Here is an 18,245-nt window from a genome sequence, read left to right on the forward strand (position 1 = left end):
CGGTGCATCGACCACCGCCCGTTGGACGTGTGCCGCGTGGATCAGGAGCCGTCGGCGCTCCCGTGACGGTTGCCGCGCTTGTCCATCCGGGGCTTGCCGTCGGCGTCGACAGCCGAGAACACCTCGGTGTCGGCCTCGCCGTGCTCGGGTGCCCATTGCGGTTCGGCCTGCGACCGTGTGCCCGCCTGGTCCGCCCGCTCGGCCGAGCCCGCGTTCACCAGCTGGCGCTCGTGTGCTCGCTCGGCGTCGGAGGTGGCCAACTTCTTCTTCGCCTCGCGGTTGACGATCTGTCTGCCGACGAACATCGCGATGCTCGCGACGACGAACACCGTCAGGATCGTGAACGCTGCGCCCGAGGTCAGCTCGAAGATCAGTCCGTTCTGGCCCAGGCTGAAGTCGACGAAGAAATCGATGATCCAACTGATCAATCCGGCAAGCAGGCCGCCGACCACAGCAGCCTTCAGCCAGACCATCGTCAGGTCCTCGCCCTTGTCCGGGTCGGGGTTCCTGCGTCGGTCGCGGATCCCGTCGATGCCGGCCCAGACGGCGATGACGAGCACGACGAGGGCATACGCCACCCATCGCAGCGCCGAACCGCTCAGAGGCCACATCGACACCGCTGCCCCCAGCAGCAGTCGAGCGACGACGTTGATCAAAGCCATACCTATGCCACGCACTGCCCACCCAGTCATGCGGCACAGCATATCCGCACGTGGCCGATTGTGTGTCGGGGCCCACAGGTTCGCCGTGGGGGCGGCGCAGCCGAGGCTCCCGATCCGTTGACGGCCGACCAGTAATGTCGGGAACATGTCTGCTGATTTCGGCGCCCGCCGCGGTGCCTTGCGAGAGCTGTTGATCCAGGACGGCCTCGACTCGATTCTGATCACCGACCTGCTCAATGTGCGCTATCTGACCGGCTTCACCGGCTCGAATGCCGCGCTGCTCGTGTCGACCGGAGGTGACGAGCGAACAGTGATCTGCACCGACGGCCGCTACGTCACCCAGGTCGCCGAGCAGGTTCCCGATCTGCGCGCAGAGATCGACCGCGCGTCGGCGCTGCACCTGCTCGGTGCTGGTATTTCCGGTCGCGGCACCCGTGTCGGCTTCGAGAGTCATGTGGTCACGGTCGACGCCCATCGCGCGTGGGCCGAGCTCGACGGCGGCCTCGAACTGGTGCGCGCGCCGGGAGTCGTGGAATCGCTGCGCATGGTCAAGGACGAGTACGAGGTGGGTGTGCTTCGAGACGCGTGCCGCGCCGCCGACGACGCGCTCGCCGAGCTTCTGAGCGGCGGCGGGATTCGCGCGGGCCGGACCGAGCGTGAGGTGGCTCGCGAGCTCGAATCGCTGATGCTCGATCACGGTGCCGACGCCGTCTCGTTCGAGACCATCGTTGCCGCCGGGGCGAACTCCGCGGTGCCGCATCACCGCCCGACCGACGCCGTCCTGGCCGAGGGGGACTTCGTGAAGCTGGACTTCGGCGCGCTGGTGGCCGGGTACCACTCGGACATGACGCGGACCTTCGTCATCGGTGCGCCGGCGCAGTGGCAGCGCGAGCTGTACGACCTGGTGCAGCGGTCGCAGGCTGCAGGCCGAGAGGCGCTGGCACCCGGTATCGAGACCGCTTCGGTCGACGCCGCATCGCGGTCGGTCATCGAGGAGGCAGGGTACGGCGAGTACTTCCTGCACGGGCTCGGTCACGGAGTCGGCCTCGAAATTCACGAAGCGCCGGGAATCGCGAAGTTGAGCACCGGTACACTGCTGAGCGGTGCAGCGGTCACCGTCGAACCGGGTGTCTACTTCTCCGGCCGCGGCGGCGTTCGGATCGAGGACACACTCGTCGTTCGCGACGAGGGTCCGGAACTGCTCACCCTGACAAGCAAGGAACTCACGTCCGTCTAGCGCGCGGGCGGGAGCGAATCCCGCACGTGACCGACGGCGCGTCACGCGCACAAACGATTGAGGAGACGCGAAGCAAGTGGCTTCCACCAGCGATTTCAAGAACGGACTGGTTCTCAACCTGGAGAACCAGCTGTGGTCGATCATCGAATTTCAGCACGTCAAGCCCGGTAAGGGGCCTGCGTTCGTGCGAACCAAGCTCAAGAACGTGCTGTCGGGCAAGGTCGTCGACAAGACGTTCAACGCCGGTGTGAAGGTCGAGACCGCAACGGTCGACCGACGCGACATGACGTACCTCTACCACGACGGTAGCGACTACGTGTTCATGGATGCCGACACCTACGACCAGCTTTCCATCGGTGAGGCGACCGTCGGCGACGGCGCGCGATTCCTGCTCGAGAACCTTCGCGTCCAGGTCGCGATGCACGAGGGCGTCCCGCTGTACGTCGAGCTTCCCGTCACCGTCGAGCTCGAGGTCAAGCACACCGACCCCGGCCTGCAGGGAGACCGCTCGACCGGTGGCACCAAGCCGGCCACGCTCGAGACCGGAGCCGAGATCTCGGTGCCGTTGTTCATCAACACCGGCGACAAGCTCAAGGTCGATTCCCGTGACGGCAACTACCTCGGGCGTGTGAACTCCTAACGTGTCATCGAAGAAGTCGACATCCTCCGGTTCGCAGAACGGCGTCCCCGGCGCGAAGAAGCTGGGTGCGCGCCACAAGGCCCGCAAGCGTGCCGTGGATTTCCTGTTCGAGGCAGAAGCGCGCAACGTCGACCCGGTGAATCTGACCAGCGAACGGATCGAACTCGCGCGCGGCGACGACACGATCGCACCGGTCAGTGAGTACACCTCCACGCTGGTCGAGGGGGTGGCAGAGAACCTGGACCGACTGGACGGCGTGATCGCCGATCATCTCAAGGACTGGACGATCGGTCGCCTGCCCGCAGTCGATCGGGCGATCTTGCGGGTCGCGGTGTGGGAGCTCTTCCACGCCACCGACGTCCCACCGGTCGTTGCTGTCGACGAGGCCGTCGAGCTGGCCAAGCAGCTGTCCACCGACGATTCGCCGGGCTTCGTCAACGGTGTACTCGGCCAGATCGTGCTCGTGGCACCGCAGGTTCGCGCCGCTGCGGCTGCTGTGTCGTCGCGTCCCCAGGCCGCAGGCCCGGACGATGCGACGGTCGACTCCGATCTGTGACACACCCGTCCACGGCAGTGTGACCGAACGCTCTGCGAGCCTGGTGGGTTCGGTTCGCAGAGCGTTGCTAGGCTTTACGCAGTTCTAGTGCCAGACATCCTTTAACGATCCGTCCAGAGAGGCGGAGAAGGAGGTCGTAGTTTGCCTGCGCCCGAAAGTTCATCCGCCGATTCTGCCGTCCGTGAGCTGCTGTCCGCAGCCGATGTAGGTCGGACCATCTCTCGCATGGCTCACCAGATCATCGAGAAGACCGCGCTCGACGCTCCCGACTCGCCGCGTGTCGTGCTACTGGGCATTCCCACTCGCGGTACCACCCTGGCCGAGCGTCTCGCCGAACGTATCGAGGCGTTCTCCGGCGTGCGGCCCCCGCTCGGCTCGCTCGACATCACCCTGTACCGCGACGATCTGCGCAACAAACCGCACCGTCCACTCGAACGCACCTCGGTGCCGACCGGCGGAGTGGACGATGCCCTGGTCGTTCTGGTCGACGACGTGCTGTTCTCAGGCCGTACCGTCCGGTCGGCGCTCGACGCGCTGCGCGATCTCGGACGCCCTCGCGCCGTCCAACTCGCGGTCCTGATCGATCGCGGCCACCGCGAACTTCCCCTCCGGGCGGATTACGTGGGCAAGAACGTGCCCACGGCCCGCTCCGAGGACGTCTCGGTGCTGCTCTCCGAGCACGACGGGCGGGATGGCGTCAGCTTGTCCGAGGGAGGATCGACGCGATGAAACACCTGCTGTCGGTCGCCGACCTCACTGCGGAATCCGCCACCGAACTGCTCGACGAGGCCGAGCGTTTCGAGCAGGCACTGCTCGGTCGCGAGGTCAAGAAGCTGCCGACGTTGCGCGGCCGGACGATCATGACCGTCTTCTTCGAGAACTCCACCCGAACTCGGGTGTCGTTCGAGGTCGCGGGCAAATGGATGAGCGCCGATGTGATCAACGTCAGTGCCAGCAGTTCGTCGGTATCCAAGGGGGAGTCCCTCCGCGACACTGCGATGACCCTGCGCGCGGCCGGTGCCGACGCACTCATCGTTCGCCACCCTGCGTCGGGTGCCGCGCACCAGATCGCCCGGTGGACCGCCGACCAAGGGGCTGGCCTCGATGGTCGTTCCACCGGTGCCGGTCCGGCGGTCATCAATGCGGGCGACGGTACCCACGAACACCCCACACAGGCGTTACTCGATGCCCTGACGGTTCGGCAACGCCTGGGCGATATCTCCGGTCGCCGGATCGCGATCGTCGGCGATGTTCTGCACAGCCGGGTAGCGCGATCGAATGCGATTCTCCTGTCCACCCTCGGAGCCGACGTCGTGCTGGTAGCGCCGCCGACTCTGCTGCCGGTCGGTGTCGAGGGCTGGCCGGTTCGGGTCTCGCACGACATCGACGCCGAGCTACCCGGGTTGGACGCGGTGTTGATGCTTCGGGTGCAGGCCGAGCGGATGAACGGCGGGTTCTTTCCGTCGGCGCGGGAGTACTCGATCACGTACGGACTTTCGCAGCGCCGACTCGACTTGTTGCCCGAGCACGCCGTGGTGCTGCATCCGGGGCCGATGCTGCGCGGTATGGAGATCGCGTCCTCGGTGGCCGACTCACCCAAAACTGCAGTCTTGCAACAGGTTACGAATGGAGTTCACGTGCGGATGGCAGTCCTGTTCCGATTGCTGGTCGGTTCGGACGGGGGAGCATCATGACCGCTCCGGCACCGTCGGTACTGCTGCGTGGAGTCCTGCTGTACGGCGAGGGCCCCGAAACGAACGTCCTGATCACTGGCGAGGAGATCGTCGAGATCGGGCCCGACGTCGACGCCGACGGCGCCGACGTGGTCGAGGCGCGCGGCCAGGTTCTGCTGCCCGGCTTCGTCGACATGCACACCCATCTGCGGGAGCCCGGTCGGGAAGACACCGAGACCATCGAAACCGGCTCCGCCGCAGCCGCTCTGGGTGGGTACACCGCCGTGTTTGCCATGGCCAACACCTCGCCGGTCGCGGATTCGGTCGTCGTGACCGACCATGTGTGGCGCCGCGGACAGGAAGTCGGGCTCGTCGACGTGCACCCCGTCGGGGCCGTCACCGTAGGGCTCGAAGGCAAGCAGTTGGCCGAGATGGCCACGATGGCTGCCGGGGTCGGTCGGGTCAAGATGTTCTCCGACGACGGCCACTGCGTCGACGACCCACTGATCATGCGTCGCGCACTGGAGTACTCGAGTTCGCTCGGAGTGTTGATCGCCCAGCATGCGGAAGAACCGCGATTGACCGTCGGTTCGGTCGCTCACGAGGGTCCCAACGCCGCCCGGCTCGGTCTCACCGGCTGGCCGCGTGCCGCCGAGGAATCGATCGTCGCGCGCGATGCCCTGCTCGCTCGGGACGCGAATGCGCGGGTGCACATCTGCCATGCCTCCACTGCCGGCACCGTCGAGTTGCTGAAATGGGCTCGGGGGCAGGGAATTTCGATCACCGCCGAGGTAACGCCCCATCACCTGCTCCTCGACGACTCGCGTCTGGAGACATACGACGCCGTCAACAAGGTGAACCCGCCGTTGCGCGAGAAGTCCGACGTGGACGCGTTGCGCAAGGGTCTGGCCGACGGCGTGATCGATTGCGTGGCAACCGACCACGCACCGCATGCCGAGCAGGACAAATGCTGTGAGTTCTCCATCGCCCGGCCCGGGATGCTCGGACTGGAGACCGCGCTGTCGATCGTCGTCGACACGATGGTGAACCCGGGTCTGCTGGACTGGCGCGGTGTGGCGAGGGTCATGAGCGAACGTCCGGCCGAGATCGTCGGCCTGGCCGATCAGGGCCGTCCGATCGAGGTGGGCGAAATCGCCAACCTGACGCTGGTCGATCCGAAGGCCGACTGGACGGTGTCGGGCAAGAAGCTCGCCAGCGTCGCACACAACACACCGTTCGAGGACATGAGCTTCTCGTCCAAGGTGACCACCACCGTGTTCCGTGGACGTATCACCGTCCGCGACGGAGTCGTGGCGAACAGGGCAGGGGAGTAGAGCCGTGGACAGAGTTCTCATCGTCATCGGCTTCATCCTGTTCTGGGCGCTGATGATCGCGCTGATCTTCTGGGGTTGGCGCGGGCGTCAGAAGCGTCAGGAAGGACGCATCGGCGAGTTCCCGGCCGTGCCGGACGACCTGGGTGCCAACCGAATCCAGCCGGCCACCGGGCTCTACGTCGGCAGCACCATTGCGCCGAGTTGGCAGGACCGGATCGCCGTGGGCGACATCGGCCACCGCGCCACCGGCGAGCTGTCACGACACGAGAAGGGAATCCTCCTCGATCGGGACGGCGAGTCACCCATCTGGATTCCGAACGAATCGATCCGGGCGATCCGTACCGAGCGCGGACTCGCAGGCAAGGTCATGACCAAGGACGGTCTCCTGGTGATCCGATGGGAGTTGCCGACGGGGACCGAAATAGACACCGGCTTCAGGGCCGACGACAAGCAGATCTACCCGGTGTGGACAGAGGGTTTCACCGGAGAAACCAAGGAGGAAACCGCGTGAGCAGCGCAGTTCTTGTTCTGGAGGACGGCCGGACGTTCCGCGGCACCACGTTCGGGGCCCAGGGGCGCACGCTCGGCGAAGCCGTCTTCTGCACCGGTATGACCGGATACCAGGAGACGCTGACCGATCCGAGCTACCACCGCCAGATCGTGGTGGCCACGGCTCCGCAGATCGGCAACACCGGCTGGAACCAGGAGGACGGCGAGGCGGCCAGTGCCCAGGATCCCAACAAGATCTGGGTCGCCGGTTACGTCGTCCGAGATCCAGCGCGCCGGACGTCGAGCTGGCGCTCGACCGGAACGCTGCAAGACCAGCTCGAGGCGCAGAACGTCGTCGGCATCGCCGGAATCGACACGCGCGCTCTCGTCCGCCACCTGCGTACGCGCGGCTCGATGCGAGCGGGAGTGTTCTCGGGCGACGCACTCGGCACCTCGGACGAGATGCTCGAGCAGGTGACCGGTCAGCAGTCCATGCTCGGCGCGGACCTCGCCGGCGAGGTGACCACCGGTGCCGGGTACACCATCGAACCGACCGGCGACGCTCGATTCACCGTCGTGGCAGTCGATCTCGGCATCAAGACCAACACTCCGCGAATGTTCGCCGAGCGCGGTATCCGCGTGCACGTGGTGCCGTCGAACACCAGCATCGAGCAGGTTCTCGAACTGAACCCGGACGGTGTGTTCCTGTCCAACGGCCCGGGAGACCCGGCCACGGCAGACACGAGTGTCGCGCTGACCAGGCAGGTACTCGAACGAGAGCTGCCGCTGTTCGGCATCTGCTTCGGCAACCAGATCTTCGGGCGGGCACTCGGTCGCGGCACGTACAAGATGAAGTTCGGCCACCGCGGCATGAACATCCCGGTCATCGAGCACACCACCGGTCGCATCGCGATTACCGCGCAGAATCACGGGTTCGCACTCGAAGGTGAAGCAGGCGAGGAATTCGACACCGACTTCGGTCGAGCACGAATCAGCCACACCTGCGCCAACGACGGCACCGTCGAGGGCGTCGAGCTGATCGGCGGCAGCGCCTTCTCGGTGCAGTACCACCCCGAGGCCGCGGCCGGCCCGCACGACGCCGCCTACCTCTTCGACCGTTTCACCAGCGTCCTTCAGGAGAAGAAGTAATGCCACGCCGCACAGACCTGAACCACGTCCTGGTCATCGGATCCGGCCCGATCGTCATCGGCCAGGCCTGCGAGTTCGACTACTCCGGCACCCAGGCGTGTCGAGTGCTTCGTGAGGAAGGACTGCGGGTCAGCCTCGTCAACTCGAACCCGGCCACGATCATGACCGACCCGGAGTTCGCCGACGCGACGTACGTCGAGCCGATCACCGCGGAGTTCATCGAGAAGATCTTCGCTCGCGAGGCCGAGCAGGGCCACCCCATCCAGGCCGTGCTCGCGACCCTGGGCGGACAGACGGCTCTCAATGCAGCTGTCGCTCTGCACGATCAGGGCATTCTCACCAAGTACGGCGTCGAACTGATCGGTGCCGACTTCGACGCGATCCAGCGCGGCGAGGATCGCCAGAAGTTCAAGGACATCGTCGCCAAGGTCGGTGGAGAATCCGCCAAGTCGGCCGTCTGCTACACGATGGACGAGGTACGCGAGACCGTCGCCGAGCTCGGTTTCCCGGTCGTCGTCCGGCCGTCGTTCACGATGGGTGGGCTCGGTTCGGGATTGGCCTACAACGACGAGGATCTGACCCGGATCGCGGGAGGCGGCCTGGCGGCGTCCCCGACGGCCAACGTGCTGATCGAGGAGTCCATCCTCGGCTGGAAGGAATACGAGCTCGAGCTCATGCGTGACGGCCGCGACAACGTGGTCATCGTGTGTTCCATCGAGAACGTGGATCCCGTCGGCGTGCACACCGGCGACTCGGTCACCGTTGCGCCGGCGATGACGCTCACCGACCGCGAGTACCAGAAGATGCGCGACCTCTCCATCGACATCCTGCGTGAGGTGGGCGTCGACACCGGCGGCTGCAACATCCAGTTCGCGATGGATCCGGCCGACGGCCGACTGGTCGTCATCGAGATGAACCCGCGAGTGTCACGCTCGTCGGCTCTGGCGTCCAAGGCCACGGGCTACCCGATCGCCAAGATGGCCGCCAAGCTGGCCATCGGGTACACCCTCGACGAGATCGTCAACGACATCACCAAGGAGACGCCGGCCTGCTTCGAGCCGACGCTGGACTACGTGGTCGTCAAAGCACCGCGATTCGCGTTCGAGAAGTTCCCCGGTGCCGACGGCACACTGACCACGACGATGAAGTCCGTCGGCGAGGCGATGTCCATCGGCCGCAACTTCACCGAGGCCTTCGGCAAGGTGATGCGCTCGCTCGAAACCAAGCGCGCGGGCTACTGGACCGGCCCCGAGGTCGAGGCAGAAAGTCTGGACGCGTTGCTGAAGGACCTGTCCGTACCGCAGGACGGTCGGATGTACGGGATCGAGAAGGCATTCGCTCTCGGTGCCACCCTCGAGCAGCTGTTCGAGGCGACCAAGATCGACCCGTGGTTCCTCGACCAGTTCCAGCAGATCCACGAACTCGGCGTCCAGGTTCGCGAGGCGGCCGAATTCGACGAGGCGCTGCTGCGTCAGGCCAAGTACCACGGTCTGTCCGATCGCCAGATCGCCGCTCTGCGACCCGAACTCGACGGTGAGGACGGAGTGCGGGCGCTGCGCGACGAGCTCGGTGTGCACCCGGTCTACAAGACTGTCGACACCTGTGCGGCGGAGTTCGAGGCCAAGACCCCGTACCACTACGGCACCTACGAGCTCGACCCCGAAGCCGAGACCGAGGTTGCCCCGCAGCCGGACCGGCCCAAGGTCCTGATCCTCGGATCCGGTCCCAACCGCATCGGTCAGGGCATCGAATTCGACTACAGCTGTGTGCATGCGGCGCTGACGCTGTCCGAGGCCGGCTACGAGACGGTCATGGTCAACTGCAACCCCGAGACCGTCTCCACCGACTACGACACCGCCGATCGCCTGTACTTCGAGCCGCTGACGTTCGAGGACGTGCTCGAGGTGTACCGGGCCGAGGCCGCCTCGGGAACGGTGCGCGGGGTCATCGTGCAGCTGGGCGGACAGACCCCGCTCGGTCTGGCGAAGCGACTGAAAGCCGCAGGCGTACCCATCGTCGGAACCTCTCCCGAGGCCATCGACCTCGCCGAGGACCGCGGAGAGTTCGGCAAGGTACTGGACGCGGCAGGACTGCCGGCAGCCAAATACGGCACCGCGACGACGTTCGACGGGGCCCGTGAGATCGCCGCAGGAATCGGTTACCCGGTGCTGGTGCGCCCGTCGTACGTGCTGGGCGGACGCGGTATGGAGATCGTCTACGACGAGGCATCCCTGGCGACCTACATCTCCAATGCGACGGAGATCTCGGACGACCGACCGGTGCTGGTCGACCGGTTCCTGGAAGATGCCGTGGAGATCGACGTCGACGCGCTGTGCGACGGCACCGAGGTGTACATCGGCGGCATCATGGAGCACATCGAGGAGGCCGGCATCCACTCCGGCGACTCCGCATGTGCACTCCCGCCGATCACGCTCGGCAAGACCGACCTGGAGAACGTGCGTCGATCGACCGAAGCCCTCGCGAAGGGAATCGGTGTCCAGGGCCTGCTGAACGTGCAGTACGCCCTCAAGGACGACATTCTGTACGTCCTCGAGGCCAACCCTCGAGCCAGCCGGACGGTGCCGTTCGTGTCCAAGGCGACGGCCGTGCAGCTGGCGAAGGCTTGCGCCCGAGTGATGTTGGGGGAGAGCATCGCCGAACTTCGGACTGCGGGAATCCTGCCGGAGACCGGAGACGGTGGCACCGTCCCGGCGGGTGCGCCCATCGCCGTCAAGGAAGCGGTGTTGCCGTTCAACAGGTTCCGCCGCGCGGACGGAACCGGCGTCGACACACTGCTCAGCCCGGAGATGAAGTCCACCGGTGAGGTGATGGGTATCGACTTCGATTTCGGCACTGCCTTCGCCAAGAGTCAGACCGCCGCGTACGGTTCGCTGCCCGCCGGCGGTGCAGTATTCGTATCGGTGGCGAACAAGGACAAGCGGTCGTTGATCTTCCCGGTGAAACGACTCGCCGATCTCGGGTTCGACATCCTGGCCACCGAAGGAACCGCAGATGTGTTGCGGCGCAACGGAATCAAGTGCGAGCAGGTGTACAAGCAGTCGGGCGAGGATGTCCCGGAGGGTGAGCAGACGATCGTCGACCGAATTCTGGCCGGCGACATCGCGATGGTCATCAATACCCCGTACGGCAACTCCGGTCCCCGCGTCGACGGATACGAGATTCGTAGTGCCGCTGTGGCGCAGAACATTCCGTGCATCACCACGGTGCAGGGTGCGTCGGCCGCAGTGCAGGGCATCGAGGCAGCCATCGCCGGTGGAATCGGTGTTCGTTCCCTGCAGGATCTGCATGCGGGTCTGAAGGAAGGCCTGGTTCTGCCGTGAGTCATCACCACAGTTGGTCGGACCGGCTCCGGGCAGCGGTCGCCGCGCGCGGTCGGCTGTGCGTCGGCATCGATCCGCATCCGGCTCTGCTCCAGGCGTGGGGCCTGCCGCGCTCGGCGGACGGTCTCGAGGTCTTCGCCGAGCTGTGTGTGGAGGCGTTCGTCGGTGAGGTGGCTGTCGTCAAGCCTCAGGTGGCGTTCTTCGAGTCGTACGGTTCGGCCGGCTATGCGGTTCTCGAGCGCACTGTCGGGGTGTTGCGGGACGCAGGCACGTTGGTGATCGCCGATGCCAAGCGCGGCGATATCGGAACGACGATGGATGCGTACGCGCAGGCGTGGCTGGAGCCGGGTTCTCCGTTGTCGTCCGATGCCGTCACGGTGTCGCCGTACCTGGGGTTCGACTCGTTGGGTGCGGCGATCGACCGAGCTGTCGCTCACGACCGCGGTGTGTTCGTCCTTGCCCGGACGTCGAATCCGGAAGGCTCCGCGCTGCAACACGCGTCGATGTCGACGGGTGGGTCCGTTGCGCAGTCGATCGTCGACGCGGCGGCTGCGCGCAACCGTGTCGATGCAGACACGGTCGGCCTGGTGGTCGGGGCCACCCGTGATCACGGCCTCGATCTGTCGGGCTATCGCGGGCCAGTGCTCGCGCCCGGCCTGGGTGCCCAGGGTGCCACGGTGAACGATCTGGCGGAGATCTTCCGTGATTGCCGAGAGCTGCTGTTGCCGAACTCTTCTCGGAGTGTGCTGGCGGCGGGTCCGTCGGTGACGGCGTTGCGTGCGGCGGCGACGCAGTTGCGTGACGAGATCGAAGCGGGTCTCGCATAGTCCATGGTCGCGTCGGCGAGCGTGTGGGGGTGGGTTAGCGGTGAGCGCCCGTCGTCGGTACGGTCGCTAACGCTGCCGACGACAATGCGAATCGACCGGGAATCCCTGCACGGATGGTCCTCGGCAGGCACCTACCGATGAGCGGCGAACCGATCCTGATCGGACCGGTCGCTCGCCCCGAAACGAGAAGACGGAGGAACCGACAGTGGCCCTTCCCCAGTTGACCCCCGAGCAGCGCGCTGCTGCCCTCGAAAAGGCAGCTATCGCCCGCAAGGCTCGCGCCGAGCTCAAGGAGCGCCTCAAGCGCGGCGGCACCGACCTCAAGCAGGTTCTCAAGGACGCCGAGACGGACGAGATTCTCGGCAAGATGAAGGTATCCGCATTGCTCGAGGCGTTGCCGAAGGTGGGCAAGGTCAAGGCCGCGGAGCTGATGACGGAGTTGGAGATCGCGCCCACTCGTCGACTGCGCGGACTCGGGGATCGGCAGCGCAAAGCGCTGTTGACGAAGTTCGATTTCGAGGCCTGACGACGGTGAGTGACACTGCGGCGACGTCCGTGCCGGAGAAGAAGCGGGGCCGGTTGGTGGTGCTGTCCGGCCCTTCCGGCGTCGGCAAGTCCAGTGTCGTTCGGCTCGTGCGCGCGGCGCTACCGGAGCTGGTCTTCAGCGTGTCGGTCACGACGCGATCGCCGCGGCCTGGCGAGGTGGACGGTCAGGACTACCACTTCGTGTCGGCCGAGGAGTTCGACCGGATGATCGCCGACGGCGAGTTGTTGGAGTGGGCGAGTATCCACGGCGGCCTGCAGCGGTCGGGAACTCCTGCTGCCGCAGTGGATGCCGCATTGGAGGCCGGCAGTCCGGTGCTGCTCGAGCTCGACCTGGCCGGGGCACGGGCCGTTCGGGTGTCCAAGCCGGAAGCTCTGCTGGTGTTCATGGCACCGCCGACGTGGGAAGACCTGGTCTCTCGACTGGTCGGTCGAGCGACGGAGGAGAGCGCCGCCACCGAGCGCCGGTTGGAAACGGCAAGGGTGGAATTGGCGGCACAGGACGAGTTCGACACGGTCGTTGTCAATACCGATGTCGACCATTCGTGCGAACAGTTGGTATCCTTGTTGGTCGGTAGGTCGTCGGTCGGTAACAGCTGACCATTTTCACGGCGCACGAGGCCCCGACCAGCTAGTTCGTAGCACCAACGATGCAATTTCAGGAGATCATCAGTGAGCAGCACTTCAGCGGCCGTTTCCGACTTCGACGGACGCAGCGCTCTGCCGGCCTACGACACGCCGCTCGGCATCACCAATCCACCCATCGACGAATTGCTCGCGCGCACCTCGTCGAAGTACGCCCTCGTCATCTACGCGGCAAAGCGTGCACGCCAGATCAACGACTACTACAACCAGCTCGGTGACGGCATCCTCGAATACGTGGGACCGTTGGTCGAGCCCGGTCTGCAGGAAAAGCCGCTGTCCATCGCGCTTCGCGAGATTCACGCAGACCTCCTCGAGCACACCGAAGGCGAATAAGAACCCGACAGGGGACACCTGACGTGCATGTGGTCGTCGGAGTAGGCGGCGGTATCGCCGCCTACAAGAGTTGTGCGCTCATTCGAAAGTTCACCGAGAACGGCCATCAGGTTCGAGTGATTCCGACTGCGTCGGCGCTCGAATTCGTCGGCCGCGCAACATTCGAGGCATTGTCCGGCCAGCCGGTGCACACCGGCGTGTTCGCCGATGTGCCCGAGGTGCCGCACGTTCGGCTGGGGCAGGAAGCGGATCTCGTCGTCGTCGCGCCGGCCACCGCGGACCTGATGGCTCGAATCGCGGGCGGGCGGGCGGACGATCTGCTCACCGCGACGTTGCTGACCGCTCGGTGCCCCGTCGTGTTGGCCCCGGCCATGCACACGGAGATGTGGGAACACCCGGCCACTGTTGCGAACGTCACCACGCTCCGATCGCGCGGTACCCAGGTGATCGAGCCTGCGTCCGGCCGGTTGACGGGACGCGACACCGGTTCGGGCCGACTGCCCGAGCCCGAGGAGATCTTCGCTCTCGCCATGCTGCTGACCGAACGTGCGGACGCGATGCCGCGCGATCTCGAGGGACGGCGAATTCTGATCTCGGCCGGTGGTACGCGGGAACCCCTCGATCCCGTTCGTTTTCTGGGGAATCGGAGTTCCGGCAAGCAGGGGTACGCGTTGGCTCGCGTCGCAGCCCAGCGCGGTGCCCACGTGACCTTGATCGCCGGGTACACCAGCGACCTCGAGGCGCCCGCGGCGGTCGATGTGGTCCACGTGAAGACCGCGTCCGATATGCAGGACGCGGTGCGCTCGCATGCGACCGACGTCGACGCAGTGGTGATGGCGGCTGCGGTCGCCGACTTCAGACCCGAGTCCATCGCGAGCAGCAAGATCAAGAAGGGCTCGAACGAACCGTCGTCGATCCCTCTGGTCCGCAACGACGACATCCTCGCCGGTCTCGTGTCGGCTCGGCACAGCGGAGACGTCCGATCGTCGACGGTGATCGTCGGATTCGCCGCCGAGACGGGCGACGCCGACGGTGACGTGCTCACCTACGCGCGAGCCAAGCTCGAACGCAAAGGCTGCGATCTGCTCGTCGTCAATGCGGTGGGTGACGGCAAGGCCTTCGAGGTCGACCACAACGACGGCTGGTTGTTGGGGTCCGACGGCTCCGAGGCCGCGCTGGGGGAGGGCTCGAAAGCTCTGCTCGCCAGCAGGGTGTTGGATTCGGTCGCCCAGATGCTTCGCTCCCGTGATCCGCGGCCCACTTCGGATACCCGCTGATGTCGAGGGTGCACGATCGATGTCGTAGCAGCTAGCGTTCTGGGTACCAGGGCGACAGCGCCGTAAAGGTTTGCGTGGCTCCCACAGGGGCGATAACACCGAGGGAACATCAATTTTCGTGGAGTGCTCGGCCGGCATCAGCCGTCGGGTCGGGCAAGAACATGCGTCGAGAGGAAGTCCGTGAGCAAGTCCGGTAGTCGGCTTTTCACCAGCGAGTCCGTTACAGAAGGTCATCCAGACAAGATCTGTGACGCCATCAGCGATTCCATCCTCGACGCTCTTCTCACCGAGGATCCGCGAGCCCGAGTGGCGGTGGAGACGCTCGTCACCACGGGCCAGGTCCACGTCGCAGGTGAGGTGAACACCACCGCCTACGCCGACATCCCGAAGATCGTGCGCGAGAAGGTGCTCGAGATCGGGTACGACTCGTCCGCCAAGGGATTCGACGGAAACTCCTGTGGTGTGAACGTCGCCATCGGCGCGCAATCACCCGAGATCGCGCAGGGCGTCGACCATTCGCACGAGGCCCGCGTCGAGGGATTGTCCGACGACGAGATCGACCGTCAGGGTGCCGGCGACCAAGGATTGATGTTCGGCTACGCCAACACCGATACACCCGAGTTCATGCCGCTGCCGATTGCGTTGGCACACAGGCTTTCTCGGAGACTGACCGAGGTTCGCAAGAGCGGTGTGCTGCCGTATCTGCGTCCGGACGGCAAGACTCAGGTCACCATCGAGTACGACGGGGACGACGCCGTTCGACTCGATACCGTCGTGATCTCGACGCAGCATGCAGCAGACATCGACCTCGACAACCTGCTCACTCCCGACATCCGCGAGAAGGTTCTGGGCTCGGTACTCGCAGAGCTGGACGTACCGACTCTCGACACCTCGAACGTCCGGTTGCTGGTCAATCCCACCGGAAAGTTCGTGCTCGGTGGTCCGATGGGAGACGCCGGTCTGACCGGCCGAAAGATCATCGTCGACACGTACGGCGGCATGGCTCGGCACGGCGGCGGAGCATTTTCGGGCAAGGACCCGTCGAAGGTCGACCGCAGCGCCGCATACGCAATGAGGTGGGTCGCCAAGAATGCAGTCGCAGCCGGTCTGGCCGACCGCATCGAGGTGCAGGTGGCCTATGCGATCGGCAAGGCAGCACCGGTCGGTCTGTTCGTCGAGACGTTCGGCACCGAGAAGACCGATCCCGCGCGTATTCAGGCGGCGATCAGCGAGGTCTTCGACCTCCGTCCCGGTGCCATCATCCGCGACCTCGACCTGCTGCGCCCGATCTACGCGCAGACGGCCGCGTACGGTCACTTCGGACGTACCGACATCGATCTTCCGTGGGAATCCACCGATCGCGCCGACAAGCTCCGGGATGCGGCAGGACTGTAGGTCCCTCCACTCCGGCAGCGATGCTGCCGCACGTACCCTGTTCGCACCGGCTCGGTGCTCCCACGGCGAGTGTGGGGTGACGATCGAGAAGGAGGTGCGGTGGCTGGTGTGACGCCGGTAGCGGCAACCGATCTGCCGATCGCGCGCATTCTTCCGATGCTTCCGCTGCCGCACCTCGACCGCGAGTTCGATTACCTCGTTCCCGAGGACGCCAGCGACGATGCCCAGCCCGGTGTGCGGGTGCGCGTTCGTTTTGCCGGCCGGCTCGTCGACGGGTTCGTACTCGCCAGGCTGGCCGAGACCGACCATCCCGGTCGTCTCGGCTGGCTCGACCGGGTCGTGTCCGCCGAGCGCGTACTGACTCCCGAGATCGCCGAGTTGGTGTCGGCGGTTGCCGATCGCTACGCAGGAACGCGAGCGGATGTGCTGCGTCTGGCGGTTCCGGCTCGCCACGCACGGGTCGAGGCAGAGCCCCCTCCGGTCGTCGACGAGGCAGCAGAGCCGGTCGTCGATCGCACGGGCTGGGCGGCGTATACCCATGGCTCCAATTTCCTCGATGCCCTGGGCGAGCACCGTGTTCCGCGTGCGGTGTGGCAGGCCTTACCCGGCGAGGTGTGGCCCGCTCGATTGGCCGAATTGGCTGCCATCACAGTGGGGAGCGGACGGTCCGCAGTGGTCGTGGTGCCCGACCAACGGGATCTCGATCGTCTGGAGGGTGCATGCGCTGCGGCAGTTGGGGCCGACCGTGTGGTGGCGCTGTCGGCCGGTTTGGGACCGGCCAAGCGGTACCGGCAGTGGTTGCGCTGTCTGAGGTCGGGCCCCGTTGTCGTGGTGGGCACACGCAGTTCGGTGTTCGCGCCCGTGTCGAACCTCGGCCTGATCGCAATCTGGGACGACGGCGACGACAGTTTCGCCGAACCACGCTCACCGTATCCGCATGCACGTGAGGTGGCGTTGCTCCGCGCGCACGTGTCGGGAGCCGCGGTCGTCGTCGGCGGACACTCCCGGACGGCCGAGGCCGAGGCCCTCGTCGATTCCGGCTGGGCCCACGACCTGGTCGCCCCACGTGAGCTGGTGCGTGAACGGCAACCTCATGTGGTCGCGCTGGCCGACTCGGACCACGCGCTCGCTCGGGATCCGGCAGCCCGGGTCGCGCGGCTACCGGCGATCGCTTTCGAGGCCGCACGAGCGGCGCTGAAAGCGGATACCCCTGTGCTGGTTCAGGTTCCACGCGCCGGTTATGTTCCGTCGCTGGCGTGTGCGAAGTGCCGCCATCCGGCTCGGTGTCGACGCTGCAACGGTCCGCTGGCCCTGCCCTCGGCTCCGGGCAGCGACGGCGCGGGCAGCCCGACGTGTTCCTGGTGCGGAATCGCTGATGCCGCACACCGCTGCACGGTCTGCGGGTCGCGCAACTTGCGCGCAGTGGTGATCGGAGCTGGACGCACGGCCGAGGAGCTCGGCCGCGCCTTCCCCGGCGTGCCGATACACAATTCCGGTGGGGCCACCGTGCTCGATACCGTGCGCCCCGGTGGCTCGCTCGTGGTGTCGACCGTCGGTGCCGAGCCGACCGTGGACGGCGGATACGGCGCCGCGCTGCTGCTCGACGGTTGGGCGCTGCTGGGCCGGGCGGATCTGCGTGCGGCAGAGGAGACACTGCGCCGCTGGATGACGGCTGCGTCGATGGTTCGGCCCGGGTCGGCTGGGGGACGTGTGGTCGTGGTGGCCGAGTCCGAGATCCCCACCGTCCAGGCCCTGGTGCGCTGGGATCCGCTGTGGCACGCGCGCAGTCAGCTGGACGAACGAGTCGAGGTTCGGTTTCCACCGGCCGTTCACGTGGCGGCGATCGACGGGACCACCGACGCGATAACAGCGTTGGTCGACAGTGCAGATCTACCCGAGACGGTCGAGGTCCTGGGTCCCGTCGATCTCCCGGACGGTCAACGCGCACCGGCGGGTAGCGGCGAGGACGGGTTGTCCGGAGACGTTCAGCGGCTCCTGATCCGGGTTCCGCGAAGCACCGGAGCAGCGCTGGCGCGAGCGCTGTCGACTGCGCAGGCGTCCCGAAGCGCCAAGAAGCTCGGCGCGGGCGTACGGATTCAGATCGATCCCATTCGGATCGGGTGATGGGGGTTTCTCTGTCCTGT

Annotated in this window: 17 protein-coding genes; 16 read left to right on the forward strand and 1 reads right to left on the reverse strand. The window is 66.0% G+C overall.

Annotated elements, in window-relative coordinates; all coding sequences use genetic code 11:
* Positions 1-41: 41 nt before the first annotated feature.
* Positions 42-692, reverse strand: coding sequence for a B-4DMT family transporter (locus CH278_RS13290; RefSeq protein WP_027496976.1), 651 nt, complete (start codon positions 690-692; stop codon positions 42-44).
* 115 nt (positions 693-807) lie between these two features.
* Between CH278_RS13290 and CH278_RS13295 the strand changes: the two genes are divergently transcribed.
* The 16 genes from CH278_RS13295 to CH278_RS13370 all read left to right on the forward strand — a co-directional run bounded on the left by CH278_RS13295 (position 808) and on the right by CH278_RS13370 (position 18,225).
* On the forward strand, positions 808-1,899 hold the full coding sequence (locus CH278_RS13295; protein WP_094622123.1) for a M24 family metallopeptidase: 1,092 nt from the start codon (positions 808-810) through the stop codon (positions 1,897-1,899).
* 76 nt (positions 1,900-1,975) lie between these two features.
* On the forward strand, positions 1,976-2,539 hold the full coding sequence (gene efp / locus CH278_RS13300) for an elongation factor P (RefSeq protein ID WP_027496978.1): 564 nt from the start codon (positions 1,976-1,978) through the stop codon (positions 2,537-2,539).
* Between the two features lies 1 nt (position 2,540).
* Positions 2,541-3,095, forward strand: a complete 555-nt coding sequence (nusB, locus tag CH278_RS13305) for a transcription antitermination factor NusB (RefSeq protein ID WP_032365740.1) — start codon at positions 2,541-2,543, stop codon at positions 3,093-3,095.
* A 141-nt stretch (positions 3,096-3,236) separates the two neighbouring features.
* On the forward strand, positions 3,237-3,824 hold the full coding sequence (gene pyrR / locus CH278_RS13310; RefSeq protein ID WP_027496980.1) for a bifunctional pyr operon transcriptional regulator/uracil phosphoribosyltransferase PyrR: 588 nt from the start codon (positions 3,237-3,239) through the stop codon (positions 3,822-3,824).
* Positions 3,821-4,789 carry an aspartate carbamoyltransferase catalytic subunit gene (locus CH278_RS13315; protein ID WP_032408284.1) on the forward strand — a complete coding sequence of 323 codons (969 nt, stop codon included), beginning with the start codon at positions 3,821-3,823 and terminating at the stop codon, positions 4,787-4,789. The genes pyrR and CH278_RS13315 overlap by 4 nt, the downstream gene beginning before the upstream one ends.
* The gene (locus tag CH278_RS13320; protein WP_032408283.1) at positions 4,786-6,102 is read left to right on the forward strand and encodes a dihydroorotase; all 1,317 of its coding nucleotides are present in this window, start codon (positions 4,786-4,788) and stop codon (positions 6,100-6,102) included. Before CH278_RS13315 ends, CH278_RS13320 begins: the two co-directional genes overlap by 4 nt.
* 4 nt (positions 6,103-6,106) lie before the next feature.
* Positions 6,107-6,613, forward strand: coding sequence for a PH-like domain-containing protein (locus CH278_RS13325; protein WP_027496983.1), 507 nt, complete (start codon positions 6,107-6,109; stop codon positions 6,611-6,613).
* A complete protein-coding gene (gene carA, locus CH278_RS13330; protein WP_371829098.1) occupies positions 6,499-7,740 on the forward strand; it encodes a glutamine-hydrolyzing carbamoyl-phosphate synthase small subunit in 1,242 nt (413 codons plus the stop codon). Before CH278_RS13325 ends, carA begins: the two co-directional genes overlap by 115 nt.
* Positions 7,740-11,081 carry a carbamoyl-phosphate synthase large subunit gene (gene carB, locus CH278_RS13335; RefSeq protein WP_032365742.1) on the forward strand — a complete coding sequence of 1,114 codons (3,342 nt, stop codon included), beginning with the start codon at positions 7,740-7,742 and terminating at the stop codon, positions 11,079-11,081. Before carA ends, carB begins: the two co-directional genes overlap by 1 nt.
* Positions 11,078-11,908: an orotidine-5'-phosphate decarboxylase gene (pyrF, locus tag CH278_RS13340; protein ID WP_032408281.1), complete on the forward strand. Its 831-nt coding sequence runs from the start codon at positions 11,078-11,080 to the stop codon at positions 11,906-11,908. The genes carB and pyrF overlap by 4 nt, the downstream gene beginning before the upstream one ends.
* Before the next feature lie 205 nt (positions 11,909-12,113).
* Entirely contained in the window at positions 12,114-12,434 is a 321-nt protein-coding gene (gene mihF / locus CH278_RS13345; RefSeq protein WP_027496987.1) for an integration host factor, actinobacterial type, read from the forward strand.
* 5 nt (positions 12,435-12,439) lie between these two features.
* Positions 12,440-13,051, forward strand: a complete 612-nt coding sequence (gmk, locus tag CH278_RS13350; RefSeq protein WP_032365744.1) for a guanylate kinase — start codon at positions 12,440-12,442, stop codon at positions 13,049-13,051.
* Positions 13,052-13,123: 72 nt separating this feature from the next.
* Complete coding sequence (gene rpoZ, locus CH278_RS13355; RefSeq protein ID WP_008716576.1) at positions 13,124-13,429, forward strand: DNA-directed RNA polymerase subunit omega; 306 nt, start codon at positions 13,124-13,126, stop codon at positions 13,427-13,429.
* Positions 13,430-13,452: 23 nt separating this feature from the next.
* Positions 13,453-14,706: a bifunctional phosphopantothenoylcysteine decarboxylase/phosphopantothenate--cysteine ligase CoaBC gene (coaBC, locus tag CH278_RS13360; protein ID WP_032391445.1), complete on the forward strand. Its 1,254-nt coding sequence runs from the start codon at positions 13,453-13,455 to the stop codon at positions 14,704-14,706.
* A 180-nt stretch (positions 14,707-14,886) separates the two neighbouring features.
* Complete coding sequence (gene metK, locus CH278_RS13365) at positions 14,887-16,101, forward strand: methionine adenosyltransferase (RefSeq protein ID WP_032365746.1); 1,215 nt, start codon at positions 14,887-14,889, stop codon at positions 16,099-16,101.
* 156 nt (positions 16,102-16,257) lie between these two features.
* Positions 16,258-18,225 carry a primosomal protein N' gene (locus tag CH278_RS13370; protein WP_179274573.1) on the forward strand — a complete coding sequence of 656 codons (1,968 nt, stop codon included), beginning with the start codon at positions 16,258-16,260 and terminating at the stop codon, positions 18,223-18,225.
* Positions 18,226-18,245: the final 20 nt, after the last annotated feature.

The sequence above is a fragment of the Rhodococcus sp. 05-2254-5 genome (assembly GCF_002258575.1).
Taxonomy (GTDB): domain Bacteria; phylum Actinomycetota; class Actinomycetes; order Mycobacteriales; family Mycobacteriaceae; genus Rhodococcoides; species Rhodococcoides fascians.